Annotated in this window: 15 protein-coding genes; 6 read left to right on the top strand and 9 right to left on the bottom strand. The window is 58.3% G+C overall.

Annotated elements, in window-relative coordinates:
* Nucleotides 1-9 precede the first annotated feature (9 nt).
* Nucleotides 10-3,060 (bottom strand): formate dehydrogenase-N subunit alpha, encoded by a 3,051-nt coding sequence (fdnG, locus tag FJW00_RS10305; RefSeq protein ID WP_140923971.1) that lies wholly within the window; start codon nucleotides 3,058-3,060, stop codon nucleotides 10-12.
* A 394-nt stretch (nucleotides 3,061-3,454) separates the two neighbouring features.
* Here fdnG and fdhD point away from each other — a divergent pair, with 394 nt between their 5' ends.
* Entirely contained in the window at nucleotides 3,455-4,279 is an 825-nt protein-coding gene (gene fdhD / locus FJW00_RS10295; protein ID WP_140923967.1) for a formate dehydrogenase accessory sulfurtransferase FdhD, read from the top strand.
* Between the two features lie 22 nt (nucleotides 4,280-4,301).
* Here fdhD and FJW00_RS10290 read toward each other — a convergent pair whose 3' ends face one another.
* Nucleotides 4,302-5,078 (bottom strand): DeoR/GlpR family DNA-binding transcription regulator, encoded by a 777-nt coding sequence (locus tag FJW00_RS10290; RefSeq protein WP_009088330.1) that lies wholly within the window; start codon nucleotides 5,076-5,078, stop codon nucleotides 4,302-4,304.
* 206 nt (nucleotides 5,079-5,284) lie between these two features.
* On the opposite strand from FJW00_RS10290, the gene FJW00_RS10285 reads away from it, so the two are divergent.
* The 3 genes from FJW00_RS10285 (at nucleotide 5,285) to FJW00_RS10275 (ending at nucleotide 8,695) form a co-directional block, all read left to right on the top strand.
* Nucleotides 5,285-6,625, top strand: coding sequence for an aspartate aminotransferase family protein (locus tag FJW00_RS10285; protein WP_140029631.1), 1,341 nt, complete (start codon nucleotides 5,285-5,287; stop codon nucleotides 6,623-6,625).
* A gap of 282 nt (nucleotides 6,626-6,907) precedes the next feature.
* Nucleotides 6,908-7,525, top strand: a complete 618-nt coding sequence (sodA, locus tag FJW00_RS10280; RefSeq protein WP_009088335.1) for a superoxide dismutase [Mn] — start codon at nucleotides 6,908-6,910, stop codon at nucleotides 7,523-7,525.
* 201 nt (nucleotides 7,526-7,726) lie between these two features.
* Entirely contained in the window at nucleotides 7,727-8,695 is a 969-nt protein-coding gene (locus FJW00_RS10275) for a VirK/YbjX family protein (protein ID WP_140923965.1), read from the top strand.
* An 8-nt stretch (nucleotides 8,696-8,703) separates the two neighbouring features.
* Here the strand turns inward: FJW00_RS10275 and FJW00_RS10270 are convergent, their stop codons facing one another.
* From FJW00_RS10270 to FJW00_RS10245, 6 genes are all read right to left on the bottom strand, one after another.
* On the bottom strand, nucleotides 8,704-9,066 hold the full coding sequence (locus FJW00_RS10270) for a YibL family ribosome-associated protein (protein ID WP_058957163.1): 363 nt from the start codon (nucleotides 9,064-9,066) through the stop codon (nucleotides 8,704-8,706).
* A gap of 102 nt (nucleotides 9,067-9,168) precedes the next feature.
* Nucleotides 9,169-9,714 carry a mannitol operon repressor MtlR gene (gene mtlR / locus FJW00_RS10265; RefSeq protein ID WP_181161962.1) on the bottom strand — a complete coding sequence of 182 codons (546 nt, stop codon included), beginning with the start codon at nucleotides 9,712-9,714 and terminating at the stop codon, nucleotides 9,169-9,171.
* A 64-nt stretch (nucleotides 9,715-9,778) separates the two neighbouring features.
* The gene (mtlD, locus tag FJW00_RS10260; protein WP_140923962.1) at nucleotides 9,779-10,927 is read right to left on the bottom strand and encodes a mannitol-1-phosphate 5-dehydrogenase; all 1,149 of its coding nucleotides are present in this window, start codon (nucleotides 10,925-10,927) and stop codon (nucleotides 9,779-9,781) included.
* 94 nt (nucleotides 10,928-11,021) lie between these two features.
* Nucleotides 11,022-12,956 carry a PTS mannitol transporter subunit IICBA gene (locus tag FJW00_RS10255; protein ID WP_009088344.1) on the bottom strand — a complete coding sequence of 645 codons (1,935 nt, stop codon included), beginning with the start codon at nucleotides 12,954-12,956 and terminating at the stop codon, nucleotides 11,022-11,024.
* Between the two features lie 431 nt (nucleotides 12,957-13,387).
* Nucleotides 13,388-14,104 (bottom strand): DUF3053 domain-containing protein, encoded by a 717-nt coding sequence (locus FJW00_RS10250; protein ID WP_140923960.1) that lies wholly within the window; start codon nucleotides 14,102-14,104, stop codon nucleotides 13,388-13,390.
* A 203-nt stretch (nucleotides 14,105-14,307) separates the two neighbouring features.
* Nucleotides 14,308-15,906: a gamma-glutamyltransferase family protein gene (locus FJW00_RS10245; protein ID WP_140923958.1), complete on the bottom strand. Its 1,599-nt coding sequence runs from the start codon at nucleotides 15,904-15,906 to the stop codon at nucleotides 14,308-14,310.
* Nucleotides 15,907-16,637: 731 nt separating this feature from the next.
* Between FJW00_RS10245 and FJW00_RS10240 the strand changes: the two genes are divergently transcribed.
* Nucleotides 16,638-16,934 (top strand): HTH-type transcriptional regulator, encoded by a 297-nt coding sequence (locus tag FJW00_RS10240; RefSeq protein ID WP_009088351.1) that lies wholly within the window; start codon nucleotides 16,638-16,640, stop codon nucleotides 16,932-16,934.
* 37 nt (nucleotides 16,935-16,971) lie between these two features.
* On the opposite strand, the gene FJW00_RS10235 is transcribed toward FJW00_RS10240, so the two are convergent.
* On the bottom strand, nucleotides 16,972-17,568 hold the full coding sequence (locus FJW00_RS10235; protein ID WP_009088354.1) for an HD domain-containing protein: 597 nt from the start codon (nucleotides 17,566-17,568) through the stop codon (nucleotides 16,972-16,974).
* Between the two features lie 61 nt (nucleotides 17,569-17,629).
* Between FJW00_RS10235 and FJW00_RS10230 the strand changes: the two genes are divergently transcribed.
* Nucleotides 17,630-18,094 (top strand): MarR family winged helix-turn-helix transcriptional regulator, encoded by a 465-nt coding sequence (locus FJW00_RS10230; protein ID WP_046100928.1) that lies wholly within the window; start codon nucleotides 17,630-17,632, stop codon nucleotides 18,092-18,094.
* Nucleotides 18,095-18,102 lie beyond the last annotated feature (8 nt).

Genomic DNA, 18,102 nt, shown 5'->3' with positions numbered 1-18,102 from the left:
CATCCACCGTTACGCTTTTTCGACTTTCACTAAAAACCCCTTGTACTCCGGGGTCTGCGAGTTGGCGTCGCCAACGGAAGGCGTCAGCGTATTGGCGAGGAAGCCCTTACGCGTGGTGCCCTCAAAGCCCCAGTGACAGGGAATACCCACGGTATCCACCGGCCTGCCGTCAATCATCAGGCGCGGGAGACGGCGGGTGACCACCGCTTTGGCCTCGATATAACCCCGGCGTGACGAGACTCTGACGCTGTCACCGGCCTGAATGCCTTTCTCCTCCGCCAGTTCGGTGCCGATTTCGACAAACTGCTCCGGCTGCGCAATGGCGTTCAGCAGGGCGTGCTTGGTCCAGTGGCGGAACAGCTCAGTGATGGAGTAGGTGGTGGCGACGCAGGGATAGTCAGCGACCTCGCCCAGCTGTGCGACGTCACTGCTGAAGAGACGAACGACCGGGCTGTGACGCTGCTGCGGATGCAGGGGGTTGTCGGCGAGGGGACTCTCCATCGGCTCATAGTGTTCCGGGAACGGGCCATCCGCCATTTTATCCAGCGCAAACAGGTGACCCATGCCGTCGGGCTGCATGATAAACGGCCCGGCCTGCTGCTGAGGTGGCAGCGTGACCGGATAGTCCGGCACATCGATGCCGTGCCAGCGTGCGCCGTCCCACTCAATCAGACGGCGCTGCGGGTCCCAGGCTTTACCCTGCGCATCCGCGGAGGCGCGGTTGTAGAGAATGCGGCGGTTGGCCGGCCATGACCAGGCCCAGCCGGAGACCGCGCCCAGCCCGGAGGGATCGGCATTGTCGCGCCGCGCCATCTGGTTACCGTCCGGCGTCCAGCTGCCGCTGTAGATCCAGCAGGCGCTGGCGGTGGTGCCATCGTTACGCAGCTCCGAAAAGCTGTTGAGCTGCTGACCTTTTTTCAGCAGCAGCCTGCCGCTGGCGTCATAAATATCGGCCAGCGCCTGACCGTTGCTCTCCTGCGCCACCTCTTCCGGCTCAGGATTGAACGGATCGCGGTAGTCCCAGCGCATGGCCATCAGCGGCTCAGGGTTTGCTCCGCCTTCGAGACGATAAAGTTCGCGCAGCCGCATAAACAGATTGCCGAGAATTTTTCCGTCGTGCAGCGCTTCTCCGGGCGGCTCGGCGGCAGCCCAGTGCCACTGCAGCCAGCGTGACGAGTTTGCGACCGAGCCCGACTCTTCCGCGAAGCATGAGGAGGGCAGACGGAACACTTCGGTCTGGATTTGCGCCGGGTCGACGTCGTTGAACGCACCGTGATGTTGCCAGAAGCTGGCGGTTTCCGTACTGAGCGGATCGATCACCACCATAAACTTCAGCCGGGAAAGGGCCCGCACCGCCTTATTTTTGTCCGGGAAGGCGGCCAGCAGGTTAAAGCCCTGAATCAGACAGCCATTCAGCGCGCCCTGTTCCATCATCTCCGCCTGCGCCATGCAGTCATAACTTTTGTCCCATTTCGGCAGCCAGTCGTAGCCCCACTGGTTTTCCGCCGTGGCCTTATCGCCGTAGAAACTCTTCATCAGGCTGACAAAAAATTTGTCGGTGTTCTGCCAGTAGTTGACCTGCCCCGGCAGAGGCGCAACCGGCGTGGCCTTCTCCAGCCAGCTGGCCAGTGTGGTCATCTTCTCGGAGGGCAGCGGCAGATAGCCCGGCAGACTCTGTGACAGCAGTCCGAGATCGGTAAATCCCTGCACATTGGAGTGACCACGCAGCGCATTGATGCCGCCACCCGGCATACCGATATTGCCCAGCAGCAGCTGGATCATCGCCGCCGTGCGGATAATCTGCGAGCCGTTAGTGTGGTGGGTCCAGCCCAGCGCATAGAGGATGGTGGCGGTGCGATTCGGCACGCAGGTCGACGCGAGCTGTTCGCACACCGCGATAAAGGCGTCCTGCGATGTGCCGCACAGGCGCGTCACCATCTCCGGCGTATAACGGCTGGCATGGGTTTTCAGCAGGTTCAGCACGCAGCGGGGATGAGTGAAGCTCTCATCCCGTCGTGCATGGCCGTTTTCATCCAGCTCATAGTGCCAGCTCTGGCGATCGTACTGACGGGTGTCGGCATCGTAGCCGCTGAACAGACCGTCGCTGAAGCTGAAGCCGTCACTGACGATCAGGGCCGCGTTGGTGAAGGCGCGAACATACTCCTGCTGGATCAGGTTGTGCTGCAGCAGATAGTTAATCACCCCCATCAGGAACACGACGTCGCTGCCCGCCCGCACGGGCGCGTAAAAATCGGCAACGGCGGCAGAGCGGTTAAAGCGCGGATCGATCACGATGACCTGCGCCTTGTTCCGGGTTTTCGCTTCAATGACCCATTTAAAGCCGACCGGATGCGCTTCGGCCGGGTTGCCGCCCATGATCATCACCACATTGGCATTTTTGATGTCGTTCCAGTTGTTGGTCATGGCTCCGCGACCAAAGCTGGGGGCCAGTGCCGCCACGGTCGGGCCGTGACAGAGACGCGCCTGGTTCTCCAGCGCCAGAATGCCCAGCGAACGGGCAAACTTCTGGTCGAGCAGGCCGGTCTCATTACTGGCGGCGGAGGAGCAGAACATGGAGGTGGTTGGCCAGCGGTTTACCGTGACCCCTGCGGCGTTGGTGGTCTGGAAGTGGGCATCGCGATCCTGCTTCATCAGGCGGGCAATACGATCAAACGCCTCCTCCCAGCTGATGCGCTGCCATGTGTCAGAGCCCGGTGCACGGTATTCCGGGTACTTCAGCCGCTGCTCGCTGTGAATAAAGTCGATTACGCCCGCGCCTTTGGGGCAGAGCGATCCGCGACTGACCGGATGGTCCGGGTCACCTTCAATATGATAAATCGAGGCGCTGGCATTTTTAGCGCCATCCCCCAGGCTGTAGATCAGCATGCCGCAGCCGACGGAACAGTAGGTGCAGTTATTCCGTGTCTCTCTGGCGCGAATGAGCTTGAACTCCCGGACACTGGCTAAGGCTGTGGTGGGGGCAAAACCGAGCAACGCCGCGCTGGTTCCCGCCAGTCCGCCCGCACAGATCTTAAAAAAACTCCGTCTGTTAATTTGCATGTTATCGTTCTTCTTTTCCGGCTCCATTGCGAAGCCCTGCAAAATAACAGCCCTGATTGCCTGTAAGTTGACCGGGGTCAACAGGTTAGCGATTAGTAATTCTTTTTCTAAATTTTGTTAAAACCCTGCGGTGGGGGAGCGGCATTGCAAGTCCATTTTCAGCGTCAGCCGCGGATGGCGGGGGTGATTTGCTCCCGGATGTTAATGCCGGAGCCGTGCCCCTTCTCATTTTGCACACCCGCGGCCGTGGCCGCGCCCCTGGCACACCTGAAACCGCATGAATTGCCCCGCTGTTTATTTGCGCTGTGCCGGGCCTGCAGGCAAAATCAGACGCTGTCAGCCCCTCGCCGTGCAGCCGCACCGGCAATTATTTATTAACAACAGGTCCTATTTTTTGAAAGCTATCCAGCCTGACTCAGGCGAAGATTTAACAATTCAGGCCGGCGTCAGCACAACGCAGGTCTGGCAGCGTGCCGATCTGATGACGGCTCAGCCTGACTGGCTGGCGGATGAGGTGCCGGTGGCGCTGGTCTATAACGGCATCTCTCATGTGGTGATGATGACCACGCCTAAAGACCTGGAGGCGTTCGCGCTGGGTTTTTCGCTGTCAGAGGGCATTATCGACGCGCCGGGTGATATTTTCGGCATGGACATCGTGCCGGGCTGTCATGGTATTGAAGTCCAGATTGAGCTTTCCAGCCGCCGCTTTATGGCGCTGAAAGCGCAGCGCCGTGCGCTGGCGGGCCGGACCGGCTGTGGCGTGTGTGGCGTTGAACAGCTGGATCAGATCGGCAAGCCGCTATCGCCGTTACCCTTTACCCAGACCTTTGCGCTGGAGAAGCTCGATCGGGCGCTGGGACAGCTGAAAGAGTTTCAGCCTGTCGGACAGAAAACCGGCTGCACCCATGCGGCGGCGTGGATCCAGCCCGATGGTCAGCTGGCCGGCGGCTGTGAAGATGTGGGTCGCCATGTGGCACTCGATAAGCTACTGGGCTATCGCAGCCAGGCCGCGTGGGGGCCGGGGGCGCTGCTGGTCTCCAGCCGCGCCAGCTATGAGATGGTGCAGAAGTCCGCCATGTGCGGCGTCGAGATCCTGTTCGCCGTCTCTGCCGCGACCCGTCTGGCGGTTGAGGTGGCTGAGCGCTGCAACCTGACGCTGGTCGGCTTCAGCAAGCCGGGCCGGGCCACGGTCTACAGCCACCCGCAGCGGCTGCGTTAAATTACCTGCCGTTGCCGCTTCGCTAAACCACGATCAACCGGGGCAGCGCCTGCTGCAACGCATCCAGTTCGGCACCGTTATCCCCGCCGCTGTCGGTAATCAGCAGGCTGATCGCCTGCGGCGGCGCGTAGATTGTCCGGCTCACCACGCCCAGCTTGGTGTGATCGGCCAGCAGATAGCAGGCGGCGGATTGCTGAACCATTGCCCGGGCGATGGCCGCTTCATGCGGATGAAAACTGCTGGCACCACAATCGGCCTCAATGCCAACCGGCGACAGCAGCGCCACATCGGCGCGGTAGCGGATGATTTCGCCCACGGTGATCTCACCGCGCGTCTGTTGCGCCCCGGCGGACATATTCCCGCCCAGCAAAATAATCTGATTATTCAGAGGCTGGTCTTCCTCTCCGGCGCTCAGCGCCAGCGCGGCCTGCAGGCTGTTGGTCACGATCGTCAGGCCGGACAGGGCGTGCAGCTCTTCTGCCAGCAGCGTGGTGGTACTGCCCGCATCAAGGAACAGCGTCTGTCCGGGCTGCAGCAACTGCGCGGCGGCGCGGGCGATCGCGCGCTTCTCCCGGGTCTGCGTACTGCGACGTTCCGTCAGCGGCGGCTCCGCCGAGGGTTCTATCGCCACCAGTCCGCCATGGACGCGGCGCGCCAGCCCCAGCGCTTCCAGCTCGATGATATCGCGGCGCGCGGTTTCGCGTGATACCCCCAGCTCCCTGATGATGCGCTCGGTACTGACCTGATTGAGTCGGGTCAGCAGGGCGCGGATGCGATGAAGGCGCGTTTCCTGCAGCATAGCGGTTTCCTTTTAAAGCGCGAAGAGCACGGATAATACGCCAGTGAGGCGCAGGAGTCCGTCTGAATCAGGCATCAGCTTAACGCGGCGATCTCCCTGCGTCATGTGTATTTTGTTGTATTTGTGTATTTGGTTGCATTTTATTTTCAGGCAGGCATGATGGAGGGGTCTGATCTTCCTCCTTCATCCTTGTCACGGGAGTCATTATGGCCACGCGTTCCACCATTATGGATACCAACAGTTTTCGTGCCGAACATGCCGATGCGCTGGACAGCGACACGCGCAAACTGACCGATAAACGCAGCAAAGTGCTTGGCGAATCCTATCGTCTGTTCTATCGCAAACCGGTTCATCTGGTGCGGGGTGAAGGGCAATACCTGTGGGATGCCGCAGGTGATAAATATCTCGATGTGTATAACAACGTGGCGAGCATCGGCCACTGCCATCCGGCAGTGATCGAGGCGGTGACGCAGCAGATGAAAATGCTGAACACCCACACCCGTTACCTGCATGAAAATATCCTCGATTACAGTGAAGCGCTGCTGGCGACCACACCTGCGGCGATCGATCGTGCGATGTATATGTGCACCGGCTCGGAAGCGAATGACCTGGCAATCCGCGTCGCGCGCGCCTTCAGCGGCGGCACCGGCATCATTGTCAGCAAGGAGGCCTATCACGGCACCAGTGAGCTGACCTCCGGCGCTTCCCCGGCGCTGGGCAGCGGACAGCCGCTGGCCCCCACCACACGGCTGGTGATGCCGCCGGATGCCTACCGGGTGGATGCGCCCGACCTTGGCGACTGGTTCGCTGACCAGATTCAGCAGCAGATCGATGACATGGCGGCGCACGGCATTAAATTTGCCGGTTTCCTGGCGGACTCGATTTTCTCCTCGGACGGTGTGCTGCCCAATCCGCGCGGCTTCCTGAAAAAAGCGGTCGATGTGGTGCACGCCAACGGCGGGATCTTTATTGCCGATGAAGTCCAGCCTGGCTTTGGCCGCACCGGCGACGCCTTCTGGGGCTTTGGCCGCCACGATGTCGTGCCCGATCTCATTACCACCGGCAAGCCAATGGGCAATGGCATCCCCGTTTCCGGGCTGCTGGCAAAAAGTGATGTGCTGGCCGCCTTCAGCGACTCGATTCCTTACTTCAACACCTTTGGCGGCAATCCGGTCGCCATGGCCGCGGCGCAGGCTGTGCTGAAGGTGATCACCGAAGAGGGGCTGCAGGAACACAGCCGGGTCGTCGGCGCGAAGCTGCTGGCTGAGCTGAAAACCCTGATGGATCGTTATGAGTGCGTAGGGGATGTGCGCGGTGCCGGACTCTTTATCGGCTTCGAGCTGGTGACCGATCGACACAGTAAAACGCCGGATAAAACCCTGGCGCTGGATTTAATCGAGAAGCTGCGTGAACATCGCGTGCTGACCTCGGTCGCGGGCCCCTATGGGAATGTGCTGAAACTGCGTCCGCCATTGGCATTCCAGGAGGGTGACATCGACTGGCTGGTCGGCGCACTCGACAGCGCGCTGCGCGAGCTGGGCAGGTAGTCCGCAGGTCAGGGCTGACGCGGCAGGCGGGCGGACAGACCGCCTGCTCTGCGTGCGGGATCGGCATCCCGGTCCGACGGACGGAGAGGGTCAAAAAGGCAGGGTGAGGCGCAGCATCTTGTAAAAACAACGGGTTGCTATTGCCGGATTTCTCAATTCCTTAGGTTTTATAGGGCATTGATTACCCTTTTACGCTACATGAATTTAACTATAATGATTCGACTGCTTACGCGGCACGTCCTGAATCCGTCGTGCTGCACCCACTAAATGGAGAGGAAGAACATGAGTTATTCACTGCCATCCCTGCCTTACGCATACGACGCACTGGAACCGCATTTCGACAAGCAGACGATGGAAATCCATCACACCAAACATCACCAGACCTATGTGAACAACGCTAACGCGGCGCTGGAAGGCACTGAATTTGCCAATCTGCCGGTTGACGAGCTGATCACCAAACTGGATCAGCTGCCAGCAGACAAAAAAGGCCCACTGCGCAATAACGCAGGTGGTCACGCTAACCACAGCCTGTTCTGGAAAGGCCTGAAAACCGGCACCACGCTGCAGGGCGACCTGAAAGCCGCGATTGAGAAAGATTTCGGCAGCGTAGAAAAATTCCAGGAAGAGTTTGAGAAAGCGGCAGCCACCCGTTTCGGTTCTGGCTGGGCATGGCTGGTTAAGCAGGGTGACAAACTGGCTGTGGTATCAACCGCAAACCAGGATAACCCACTGATGGGCGAAGCGGTTGCCGGCGTGTCTGGTTTCCCGATCATCGGTCTGGACGTGTGGGAACACGCTTACTACCTGAAGTATCAGAACAAACGTCCTGATTACATCAAAGCGTTCTGGAACGTCGTTAACTGGGACGAAGCGGCTGCGCGTTTCGCTGCTGCTCAGTAAGTTAACCAAACGTAAACATGATGAAGATAAACCGGTAAATTCTATTTTGCCGGTTTTTTTTATCCCTATTTTATGCAGTCTCAAAGTGAACCAGAAATCGTAAAATATCCGCTTTAATGTTGTCCGATATTAACCTGCCGTTGATATTGGCCATGTTATTTTCAGTGACATCGTTGCTTAACTCTTTGTGTGTCGCTGATTATGTCAATTATAACTACTCATGAATCCACGACCGATTCAACTGCCTCGCTTTTTTTCCAGTTAATCAGTGGGAAATATGTGCCGGATAAACTCTGGCTGAGTAAACGCTTCCGGCTGAAATTTGTGTTAAGAACATTAATATCGCCGCTGACTACGCTGCATTATCTGGATGCGCTGTCGCAATTACCACAGCGCGCCCTACTGATGAGCACCCAGGGACTGCTGCCAGCCAAGCTGCACCGGCCCTATCTGCGCTCGGGGATGAGCATTGCGGCCCGCGCACAGGCCATTCTCGATCACTACACCCTGATGAATAATCTGGCGAATCCGGCGCTGCGTCAGCTGCTGCAGAGCGCGTCTGATAATCCGCTGGCGACGCTGATCGGTAAAAATGGCGAGAAATTCCTGCTCTCCTGCAGCTCGGGTTATTTCGACCGTGAAGGTGAAGTGACGCTGGTATTGCGTTATAACGACGACGTGATCGCCTCGCTCTCTTTTTCTATTCTGAACGAGAATAACCAGCGCACCCTATTAATTGGCGGATTACAGGGCCCGCGGAAACATATCAATAATGAGGTGATCCGCGAGGCGACCAAAGCGGCGCAGGGTCTCTTTCCGAAACGCCTGTTAATGGAAGCGGTATTTATTGTGGCGAAGCAATGCGGCGTGGAAGCTATTCTGGCGGTGGGCGATGAGACGCACGTCTTCCGCAGTCTGCGTTATCGTCACAGCAAAGGGGATAAGTTCTTTGCCAGCTACAGTGAGTTCTGGCTGTCGCTGAGTGGCGAGGCTCGCCCGGACGGGATGTTCAGACTGCCGCTGAGCCTGCCGCGTAAAACGCTGGAGGAGATCGCCAGTAAGAAGCGGGCAGAGTATCGCCGTCGCTATGAACTGCTGGATTCGCTGGCGGAGCAGGTTTATGCCGCCGCCGGCGAACACCAGGCCGATGTCGATCAGGCTGCCGCCTGATCGCGGGCTCAGAATGCGGTTCTGGCGAAGCCGGTCATCACTTTCAGACCCATTTCACGTCCCAGCGCGGTCATTGGATGCACCACGACCAGGCCGCGCACGCTTTTCTTCAGCGCACCCAGATTTGCCTGCTCTTTTTTGGTAATTTCGCGGCTGAAGCCCATCTTTTGCAGCTTCTGCGCTTCAGCACTCAGCTTTTCAACCCGCTGATTGCGCAGACGCTCAATTTCCGTGACCAGCGTTTCTTTCTCTTTTAGCAGCGCGCCCAGTTTCTCGGCATCACCCGATTCCAGTAACTGCGGCTCTTTGCGGTTCAGTGCGTCCAGCTGATCGCTGAGACGTTTGATTTCGTTCTTTTCTTGCTCTTTCATGACAACAACTCGTTGAGGAAAACAGGCCAAGGATACACCAAATCTGGCGCCGGTTCCCGACAGGTTAAGGCAAAAAAGGCGCCGCAAGGGCGCCTGACGGGATTAGCTGCCGGACTTTTTAAACGCCTGCTTCATACTGATGCGGGCGATAAGCTCGGTGAGGGAGAGAACCATGGTGGATCGCACCATCTGCAGATAGCGCTGCTGCTGCATGCTGCGCAGTTCTGCATCGTCGGTGTGAAACACCGGTGCGGGCGGCCAGGCGGTCACGCAGTGCAGCTCGCCAAAGGGGCCCAGAATTTCATCGTCGGTAAAACGATACTCCCCGGTGTCGTGATTCAGCTCTTCGCGGAGCGCCAGCAGCAGCTCAGCATCTTCATATTCGTGCCGGCTGATGACGCCCAGGCCGTAGATCAGCTTCAGGCGAACCGAGAGTTCGCCTAGAGGCCCATCGCCCAGCAGCAGCGGTTCTACCGCATATTTGACCGCATAGTCATCTTTGCGGAACACCTGCAGCACCAGCAGATTGACGGCTTCCGCCAATAGCTCAACGGCGGCGATCAGAAAGCTTCTCACCGAACGACCGGCGTTCAGGCGCTCAAGCACCCGGTTCTCAAAAGCTTGCTTCTCTTCCATTATTGCCTGCATGGGTTCAATACCGCCGTTGGGCGCAGGCGAACTGCGCCCGGCTTGCGTCACTAACACGCGCGCATTATGCCATAGCGTGCCAGGCGCTCACCACCGAAGCCACGACCTCGCTGTCAGCATCCAGCCCTGAGATCTCCGCCAGCGTCGCCTGTGGACCTTTCTCTGCCAGCAGTGCAGCCAGCTCCTGCGCCTGCGGGTCCTGGTCGCTGTGATAGTGCATCGCCGCGGCAATTCCCTGCACCAGGCTGGCGTGCGGTAAACCGTACTCCAGCGTCCCCAGCGTCGGCTTGATCAGGCGATCGCCCGCGCTGAGTTTACGCAGTGGCTGACGCCCGACGCGCTCAACCTCATCTTTCAGATAGGGGTTTTCAAAACGGCCGAGGATCTTGCGGATGTAAGCCGCATGTTTCTCTGCGTCAAAACCGTAGCGCTTAATCAGGACGGCGCCGCTCTCCTCCATCGCGCCTTTCACCATGGCCCGGATTTTTTCGTCAAGAATGGCATCGCGAATGGTCTGGTGACCCGCCATCTGGCCGAGGTAGGCGGTAATCGCGTGGCCGGTATTCAGGGTGAAAAGCTTACGCTCGACAAACGCCATCAGGTTGTCGGTCAGTTCCATGCCCGGAATAGTCGGCAGGTCACCTTTGAACTGGGTTTTATCCACGATCCACTCGCTGAAGGTTTCAACCGTCACCTCCAGCGGATCGCTGCTGCCCGCTTCGGTTGGCGGCACGATGCGGTCAACGGCGGAATCCACGAAGCCAACATGCTGCTCCAGCCAGGCGTGATACTGTTCGGGCAGCGCCTTCAGCACATGCTGTTTCAGCTGGCTGGTGCCGCGCACCATGTTCTCGCAGGCGATGATATTCAACGGACGGGTATTACCGTTGTCGCTGCGTTTTGCCAGCCCTTTGGCCACGCTACCGGCGATACGCTCCAGGATCTGCGGCCCCACGGCGGTGGTGACCAGATCCACCTCCGCAATCAGGGTGACGATCTCATCACTGGTGCTGTTTACCGCGCTGACGCCTTTAACGGTTTCTGTTCTGGCCTGCTCGCCAACCACATGAACGGGGTACTCATGACGCGCGTTCAGTGCATCCAGCACCGCCTGATTCACATCAGCAAAAACCAGTTCGATACCTGCATCAGCCAGTAATTTGCCGATAAAGCCGCGACCAATGTTTCCTGCTCCGAAATGTAACGCTTTCATAATTTTTGACCCATATCAAATGACGATGGGGCGGGCAAACCCGCCCCAGGAAATCGGGACGGGCATGACCGCCCCAGGGAAAAACAGCCTTGAATTACGCGAGTGCCGGTTTGCCTGACAGCAGATCCAGCACTTCCTGCACGCTGCTGGTGTTCGCCAGCTTCTCAATCACGCTGTCATCATCCAGCGCATTGGTCAGGCTGGTGATGACCTGAATGTGCTCGTTGTTGCGGGCCGCAATACCAATTACCAGGCGCGCCACATCGTCCGCATCTTCGCCGAACAGGACGCCTGCCGGATACTGGCAGAACACCACGCCGGTTTTCAGCACGCGATCTTTGGCTTCAACCGTGCCGTGCGGCACCGCGATCGACTCGCCGAGGTAGGTCGGCGTCAGTTTTTCACGCGCCAGCATCGCCTCAACATATTCAGGCTCAACGTAACCGCCTTTCACCAGCTGCTCACCCGCAAAGCGGATGGCCTGCTCTTTGTTGCTGGCGCTCAGGCCGAGGAAGACGTTATCCGCGCCCAGCTTAAACAGGTGTGCGTTGCCTTCATCGTAACTGTCAGACAGGGCAGTGTTGACCGTTTCACGATGGAGGTCGCTGCGGTTTGCCGCCACCAGACGCTCGGTCAGGGTGCTGTAGAGCGCGCTGTCGAGGAAGTTGTTCAGCGAAATATGCTGTGCATGCGGTGCCTGACGAATGGCGCGTTCGGTCAGGTCGCGGTGGGTGATCACCAGATCGACATCGCCCGGCAGAGCGTTGATGGCGGTATTGGTTACCGAAACATTGCTCAGGCCCGCGTCCTGCACTTTCTTGCGCAGCACGCCTGCGCCCATGGCGCTGGAGCCCATACCGGCATCACAGGCGACGATGATTTTACGGACGTGATGCAGATCGACGCTCATGGCATCGCTGGCGATAGCGCCACCCGCTGCACCCTGACCTTTCGACTGCGCTTTCATCTCATGCATGCGCTGGGTTGCCGCTTCGATATCGTCATCTTCTTTGACTTTGCTGGTTTTCAGCAGGATCGCAGAGACCACGAAGGAGACAGCGAAGGCGGCAGCAATCGCCGCGATGTTGGCGAAGTAGGCACCTTTTGGCGTCATCGCCAGCACCGCCAGGATAGAACCGGGTGAAGCCGGAGAGACCAGGCCGCCGTTCAGCACGGTCAGCGTGAAGACACCGGTCATCCCGCCCAGGATCACCGCCAGCAGCAGGCGAGGGGCCATCAGCACATACGGGAAGTAGATTTCATGGATGCCGCCCAGGAAGTGGATAATCGCCGCACCCCCCGCAGACTGTTTGGCACTGCCGCGACCAAAGAACATGTAGGCCATCAGCACGCCCATACCCGGACCCGGGTTGGCTTCGATCAGGAAGAAAATCGATTTGCCCGCTTCACTCGCCTGCTGGATACCGAGCGGCGAGAAGATGCCGTGGTTAATGGCGTTGTTCAGGAACAGGATTTTCGCCGGTTCAACGAAGATGGAGGTCAGTGGCAGCAGGTTGTTCTGCACCATCAGGTTCACGCCGGCGGCGAGAATGTGAGACAGACCTTCCACCAGCGGACCGATGGCCAGGAAAGCCAGCAGCGCCAGGATCATCCCGATAATACCGGCCGAGAAGTTGTTAACCAGCATCTCGAAGCCGCTTTTGATTTTACCGTCGATCGCCCGGTCAAACGAGCGAATGGCCCAGCCACCCAGCGGACCGGCAATCATCGCGCCGAGGAACATCGGCATATCGGCACCCACGATCACACCCATGGTGGTGATAGCACCGACCACGCCGCCGCGATCGCCGCCCACCAGACGCCCGCCGGTAAAACCGATCAGCAGCGGCAGCAGGTAGGTGATCATCGGGCCGACCAGTTTGGCCAGCGTTTCGTTAGGGATCCAGCCGGTTGGAATAAACAGTGCGGTGATGATACCCCAGGCGATAAACGCCCCGATGTTTGGCATCACCATATTACTCAGAAAGCGACCAAAGCTCTGTACTTTGACCTTGACTGATGAGGACATAAACCCACCCCTTATTGAGACGCGCTGCAATAGGAGAGCGCGTTTGTTTTTGTTTAGCCACCCCGACCAGAGCCGGTGGTATTACTGTATGCACGCGGACTCTATCACGCGAATCTGGCACTGCGTAGGGCCCGGAATAAGTGTGATCCACATCACTCATTTACGGTGGGGACGGGGTCTATTAGCGTGACTTTGATCACAAATACAGAGGCGGGCACGGTGACTTTGCCTGAATTATGACCGGCGCACCGGCTTATCTGTGATGAATATCACATTCGTGATGGCAGGGTTTGTTATGTAAATGTGACTGAGATCACAAACTATTTTTGGTCGAAAATGCGCCAGATCACACTTTAGTCAGCGGGGGATTCAGGGGCAGAAGAGGCGGGGAAAAAAAGGGGCAGGCGATCGATGCCTGCCCGTAAAAAGTGTTACTGCAGACCCGCCTGAACGGCGGCCTGAGCCTGAGGCAGAGCCTGCGCATTGGCTGACACGGTGCTCATCAGCGCATTGTATTGCGAAGCCTGCTCCTCGGTCGGGAACTGCACACCGCCATCATTGAAGCTGACGCGGGTTCCCTGCGATTGCAGGAAGTCGCCAGCCTGGACCGCGCCCTGACTCAGCGCCTGGAGCTGAGGCAACAGCGGGATCAGTTGATTGGCAGGCACCGTCACCACTTTGTTGTAGGCGCTGTCGTAGACCTTTTTCAGATCATCCTGCTGCTTCAGGGTCGCTTTGCTGCTGTCCGCCTGCATTTTGGCGCTCTCAATCTGCTGCGTGACGATCACCAGGGCGCTGGTGGCCTGGCGGAGTGAGTCACGACGGCTGAGGTAATCCTGCGGCACGCGAATGGCAGACAGCTCATCGACCACCGGGCGCATCCCCTGCTCAACGGCTTTATTCGCCTGCTGTGAGAAGCCATACAGGATGGCGTAGTCGCTGGCGAAGTTGCCAAAACTCTGCTTCTGATTTTCGCTCAGGCTGGGCAGATGCTCGCCGCTGCGCATAACGGTATTCTGGAGGAAATCGATAAATGCTTTGCGCTGCTCGCCTTCTTTATCACCGCACGCGGTGAGTTGCAGCACGATCAGCACGCCAGCGATCATCATGCCGCTGCGTGCCAGGATGCGGGTAAGTCCTGAAGCCATGGGTTCAACTCCTGTCGGTGATACTGTCTGATATCCAGGTAAGAATGGCCTAAAGAATAGAACAATCCCTGGTCACGGCACAATGTGAAACCACACGTGAAACAGAGACTTTCTGCAACCCGCGTCATCGCACCTCCGCGCCGGGGCGTCAGGGCGTGCCAGGCAGCACGCCCTCTGTGATGCTGAGCAGGCTGAACGTCGCTTCAGAACACCACCGCCTGACCATCTTTACGGCTCTCGCTGGCCGCAATGTAGAAACCCTGAGGATCGCGCACGATTGCCTGCGCACCGCCAAAATTGTAATTGCTCAGCGGATCTTCCAGCACCACGTTGTGTCCCATGCGGCGCAGGGTGCTCAGGGTATTGCGATCGATCGTTGACTCAAACACCACCTCGCGTCCCTGCACCACCCGCCAGCGCGGCGCATCAATCGCCGCCTGAGGATTTTGCCGGTGAAGCATGATGCGCAGCGCCAGCTGGACATGCCCCTGCGCCTGCATCGGGCCGCCCATTACGCCAAACGCCATCAGCGGCTGGCCCTGCTCATCCCGCGCAAAGGCCGGAATGATGGTATGGAAGGGGCGCTTACCCCCCGCCACAAGGTTAGGATGAGAGGGGTCAAGTGAAAACCCGGCACCCCGGTTCTGCAGGCTGATGCCCGTGTCAGGCACCACCACCCCGGAGCCAAATCCCATGTAGTTAGACTGAATAAATGAAACCATCATGCCGCTGGCATCGCCGGTGGCCACATAAACGGTGCCGCTTTGCTGCGGCGACCCAAAGCGAAAATCGCCCGCCTGGCCAGGGTCAATCAGCGCGGCGCGCTGGCGGAGGTAGTCGCTGCTCAGCAGGCGGTCAGCCGGAAATTCGAGGTGATCTTCATCGGTGACATAGCGCTCCAGATCGACCAGAGCCAGCTTCATCGCCTCAATCGACAGATGCAGCCACTGCGGAGAATCGGGCGCGTAGCGATGAATCTCCCACTCCTCCAGGATGCCGAGCGCAATCAGGGTGGCGATGCCCTGACCGTTAGGCGGCAACTCCTGAACCGATCCGCCGGCAAACGGATGGGAGAGCAGGGTGACCCAGTCGGCGCGATGATTTTTCAAATCCTCCAGCGTCAGGGCTGCGCCATGCTCGCGGGCAAAGTCTGCCATCTTCTGCGCCAGTTCGCCGCGATAAAAACTCTCTCCCCGGCTCTCAGCGATCGCCTGCAGGGTGCTGGCCTGCGCCGGGTTGCGGAAAATGTCACCCGCGCGCGGTGGGCGGCCCTGCGGCGCAAAGCAGCGGCTGAAGCCAGGCTGATCCCGCAGCTTGTCATAGCCGCGCTGCCAGAGCTGAGCAATCAGCGGTGAAACCGGAAAACCGTCGCGCGCATAATCGATCGCTGGCTGCGCCAGAGTGGTCAGCGGCAGTGTGCCGAAGCGCTCAGCCAGGGTGACCCAGGCCGAGACGGCCCCCGGCACGGTGACGGACTCCCAGCCGGTTTCAGGCATGGTGTCTGATGCGGCAAAGCGTTCAGGATGCCAGGCGGCGGGGGCTCGGCCGGACGCGTTCAGCCCGTGCAGCGTGTGGCCGTCCCAGACAATGGCAAAGGCATCGCTGCCGATGCCGTTTCCGGTCGGCTCCAGCACGGTTAAGGCCATGGCCGTGGCGACCGCCGCATCCACGGCGTTACCTCCCTGTTGCAGCATACGAAGACCGGCCTGCGCCGCCAGCGGCTGGGAGGTGGCGACGGCGTTACGTCCCATCATCGGTACGCGATAAGAGGGATAGCCGACATTGAAATCTGTTTCACGCATCGCTTTTCCTTAGAGAGTTCAGCTCCCGGTCTGGCCGTCATCGGCGTGCCATAGCGCCTGCACTTCTTTCGCGCAGGCGCATCAGCATTGACGGAGCGCTGCACCGGCAGAAGGCAGAGACCGTTTCATCAGGGAGTCTGCTGTTTTATCCGGTGATGTCTGGCTGTGCAGAATAGGTGATTCATCCAAAACCTGCTGTGAGCCGCCGCGCGGCCGCGCACAGGGGGTTGCCAGGACTATTCTTAATTTCATAAAGGCAGTGAATATAAGTGTTCAGGAAGTAAACCATTGGCGTATATTTTGCACTCACTATCTGAAGAGGCAGACCGCCTCACAAAATTGAGAAGATGCCTGCGAAAAGCATGACGGCACCCGCATAAATAGCAAACAGCATTTGATTTTTTTGTCCGCTATGAGGGCACAAAAACCAGTTGCCTCAGCGTCTTAGAGGCGTCGGAACAACTCCGGCAAAAGATAGTGAAAAAAATAATGAGAAATTGCGCGGCAAATAGTCAGGTCTCTATCCATACTTAGTCTCCCGGCATTTGTTGCATTGAACTGACACCTTTTAAAGCAGTGCACAGCAGGCTGCGTCCCGTAGTGGTTTCAAAAATAACAAAAACAAACCCTTGCGGGATCCAGCCTGTAACAGGCCCGGTTTCAGAGCCCCAGGTTGAGGCTCTTACCTCTCTACTTTCACGTGCTTCATAGCGAGTTTTAAGGAGTTCTCTATGGAATTAAAAGACCCGATGTTTGAATTGCTCAGCAGCCTTGAGCAGATTGTTTTGACACGTGATGATCGCGCCGCCGACTTACTGATTCAGCGTCAGCAACCCGCTCAGCCAGAGCCACAGCGCCTGCGCGAAATGACCGGCATGCAGGTTGATGAGTTTGCTAAAGTGATGGGCGTGAGCGTTTCTTCCGTGAAAAGCTGGGAAGCCCGGCGCACCCGTCCTTCTGCGACGGCACAGAAACTGATGAAGTTGCTACATGCTAATCCCTATCTGGGACGGCAGTTGCTTGACTAAGCCTGTTTCAGAAAAGAACCCGCCGCTGGCGGGTTTTTTATGCGCGTAATTCGCTGTATTTGGCCGCCTGCTTCACGAACCAGCTTTCCGGGACGTTATAGGGTGATTCCCGCAGCTGTGCGATCCCACTCTCTATAATGGTGGAAGCCTGCTGCCATAACTGCGCATCGCCCTGTTTCAGCAGCGTAATCTGTATCTGCTTTTCCACCAGATAGACGCGGGCAAAGTCAGGATCGAAGCGCACAATCGCGCGGGTATTGTCGATGATATCGGCCAGTTTTATGGTTTGCGCCTCAGGACTGGCGCTGGCAGTATGGCGAAAGTGCGCCAGTTTACGGGCTGCCCGATTTCTGGCCGTGGCAGGCGCGCTATCGGTCAGCATTTCAACCAGGCTGGCCACGCGCGCGCCGAAGTGGGCTTCTATATCGCCCGGCGTGGTCGGTGTATCTTCTACGGTGTCGTGCAGCCAGGCGGCTGCCAGCAGGGCATCATCATGGCTGACGCTGCGGACCAGCTCCACGACCGCCGCCGGATGAACGATGTAAGGCTCGTCGGTATATTTGCGGCGCTGACCGGCCCGGGCATGCGCCTCGGTGGCGAAACGACGCGCCTGTTCTTCCAGTGAATTCTGCATGCCTGTTCCCCTGATAAAAGTTTGCTTGCAATTATCTAGTGCGCTACCTATATTAAACACCATGAACAGTGATCAAGATGACAAAAAAGTGAAACCGATGCCACTGTTGGTCGATCAGCAGCTCTGCTTTGCGCTTTACTCTGCCAACCTGGCGATGAATAAAGTCTATCGCCAGTTGCTGAGCCAGCTCGACATCACCTATCCACAGTATCTGGTAATGCTGGTGTTGTGGCAGAAAGATGATGTCACCGTCTCAGAGATCGGCGAGCAGCTCTTTTTAGACTCCGCCACCCTGACGCCCCTGCTGAAACGACTGGAGAGCGCAGGTCTGATTAACCGGCAGCGTACCCGTCAGGACGAGCGTCAGGTTGCTGTGACGCTCACCGAAGCGGGCGAGGCGCTGCGCATTAAAGCCGCCTCTATTCCTGAAGCGGTGAAATGCGCCACAGCCTGTGACGATGAGACCCTGCTGGCGCTGAAAACAGAGCTGGATGGGCTGCGGGATAACCTGAACCAGTCCCGATAAAAATTGCT

This window comes from Pantoea anthophila (genome assembly GCF_006494375.1).
Classification (GTDB): Bacteria; Pseudomonadota; Gammaproteobacteria; order Enterobacterales; family Enterobacteriaceae; genus Pantoea; species Pantoea anthophila.
The sequence above is the reverse complement of the archived record's forward strand: the minus strand, read 5'-3'. Positions and strand labels throughout refer to the sequence as shown.

Excerpts from the sequence above, each read along its gene's own strand:
- fdnG (WP_140923971.1), bottom strand. The coding sequence starts at position 3,060 with ATGCAAATTAACAGACGGAGTTTTTTTAAGATCTGTGCGGGCGGACTG.
- FJW00_RS10290 (WP_009088330.1), bottom strand. The coding sequence starts at position 5,078 with ATGCTGCAGGAAACGCGCCTTCATCGCATCCGCGCCCTGCTGACCCGA.
- FJW00_RS10285 (WP_140029631.1), top strand. The coding sequence starts at position 5,285 with ATGGCCACGCGTTCCACCATTATGGATACCAACAGTTTTCGTGCCGAA.
- sodA (WP_009088335.1), top strand. The coding sequence starts at position 6,908 with ATGAGTTATTCACTGCCATCCCTGCCTTACGCATACGACGCACTGGAA.
- FJW00_RS10275 (WP_140923965.1), top strand. The coding sequence starts at position 7,727 with ATGTCAATTATAACTACTCATGAATCCACGACCGATTCAACTGCCTCG.
- FJW00_RS10270 (WP_058957163.1), bottom strand. The coding sequence starts at position 9,066 with ATGAAAGAGCAAGAAAAGAACGAAATCAAACGTCTCAGCGATCAGCTG.
- mtlR (WP_181161962.1), bottom strand. The coding sequence starts at position 9,714 with ATGCAGGCAATAATGGAAGAGAAGCAAGCTTTTGAGAACCGGGTGCTT.
- mtlD (WP_140923962.1), bottom strand. The coding sequence starts at position 10,927 with ATGAAAGCGTTACATTTCGGAGCAGGAAACATTGGTCGCGGCTTTATC.
- FJW00_RS10255 (WP_009088344.1), bottom strand. The coding sequence starts at position 12,956 with ATGTCCTCATCAGTCAAGGTCAAAGTACAGAGCTTTGGTCGCTTTCTG.
- FJW00_RS10250 (WP_140923960.1), bottom strand. The coding sequence starts at position 14,104 with ATGGCTTCAGGACTTACCCGCATCCTGGCACGCAGCGGCATGATGATC.
- FJW00_RS10245 (WP_140923958.1), bottom strand. The coding sequence starts at position 15,906 with ATGCGTGAAACAGATTTCAATGTCGGCTATCCCTCTTATCGCGTACCG.
- FJW00_RS10240 (WP_009088351.1), top strand. The coding sequence starts at position 16,638 with ATGGAATTAAAAGACCCGATGTTTGAATTGCTCAGCAGCCTTGAGCAG.
- FJW00_RS10235 (WP_009088354.1), bottom strand. The coding sequence starts at position 17,568 with ATGCAGAATTCACTGGAAGAACAGGCGCGTCGTTTCGCCACCGAGGCG.
- FJW00_RS10230 (WP_046100928.1), top strand. The coding sequence starts at position 17,630 with ATGAACAGTGATCAAGATGACAAAAAAGTGAAACCGATGCCACTGTTG.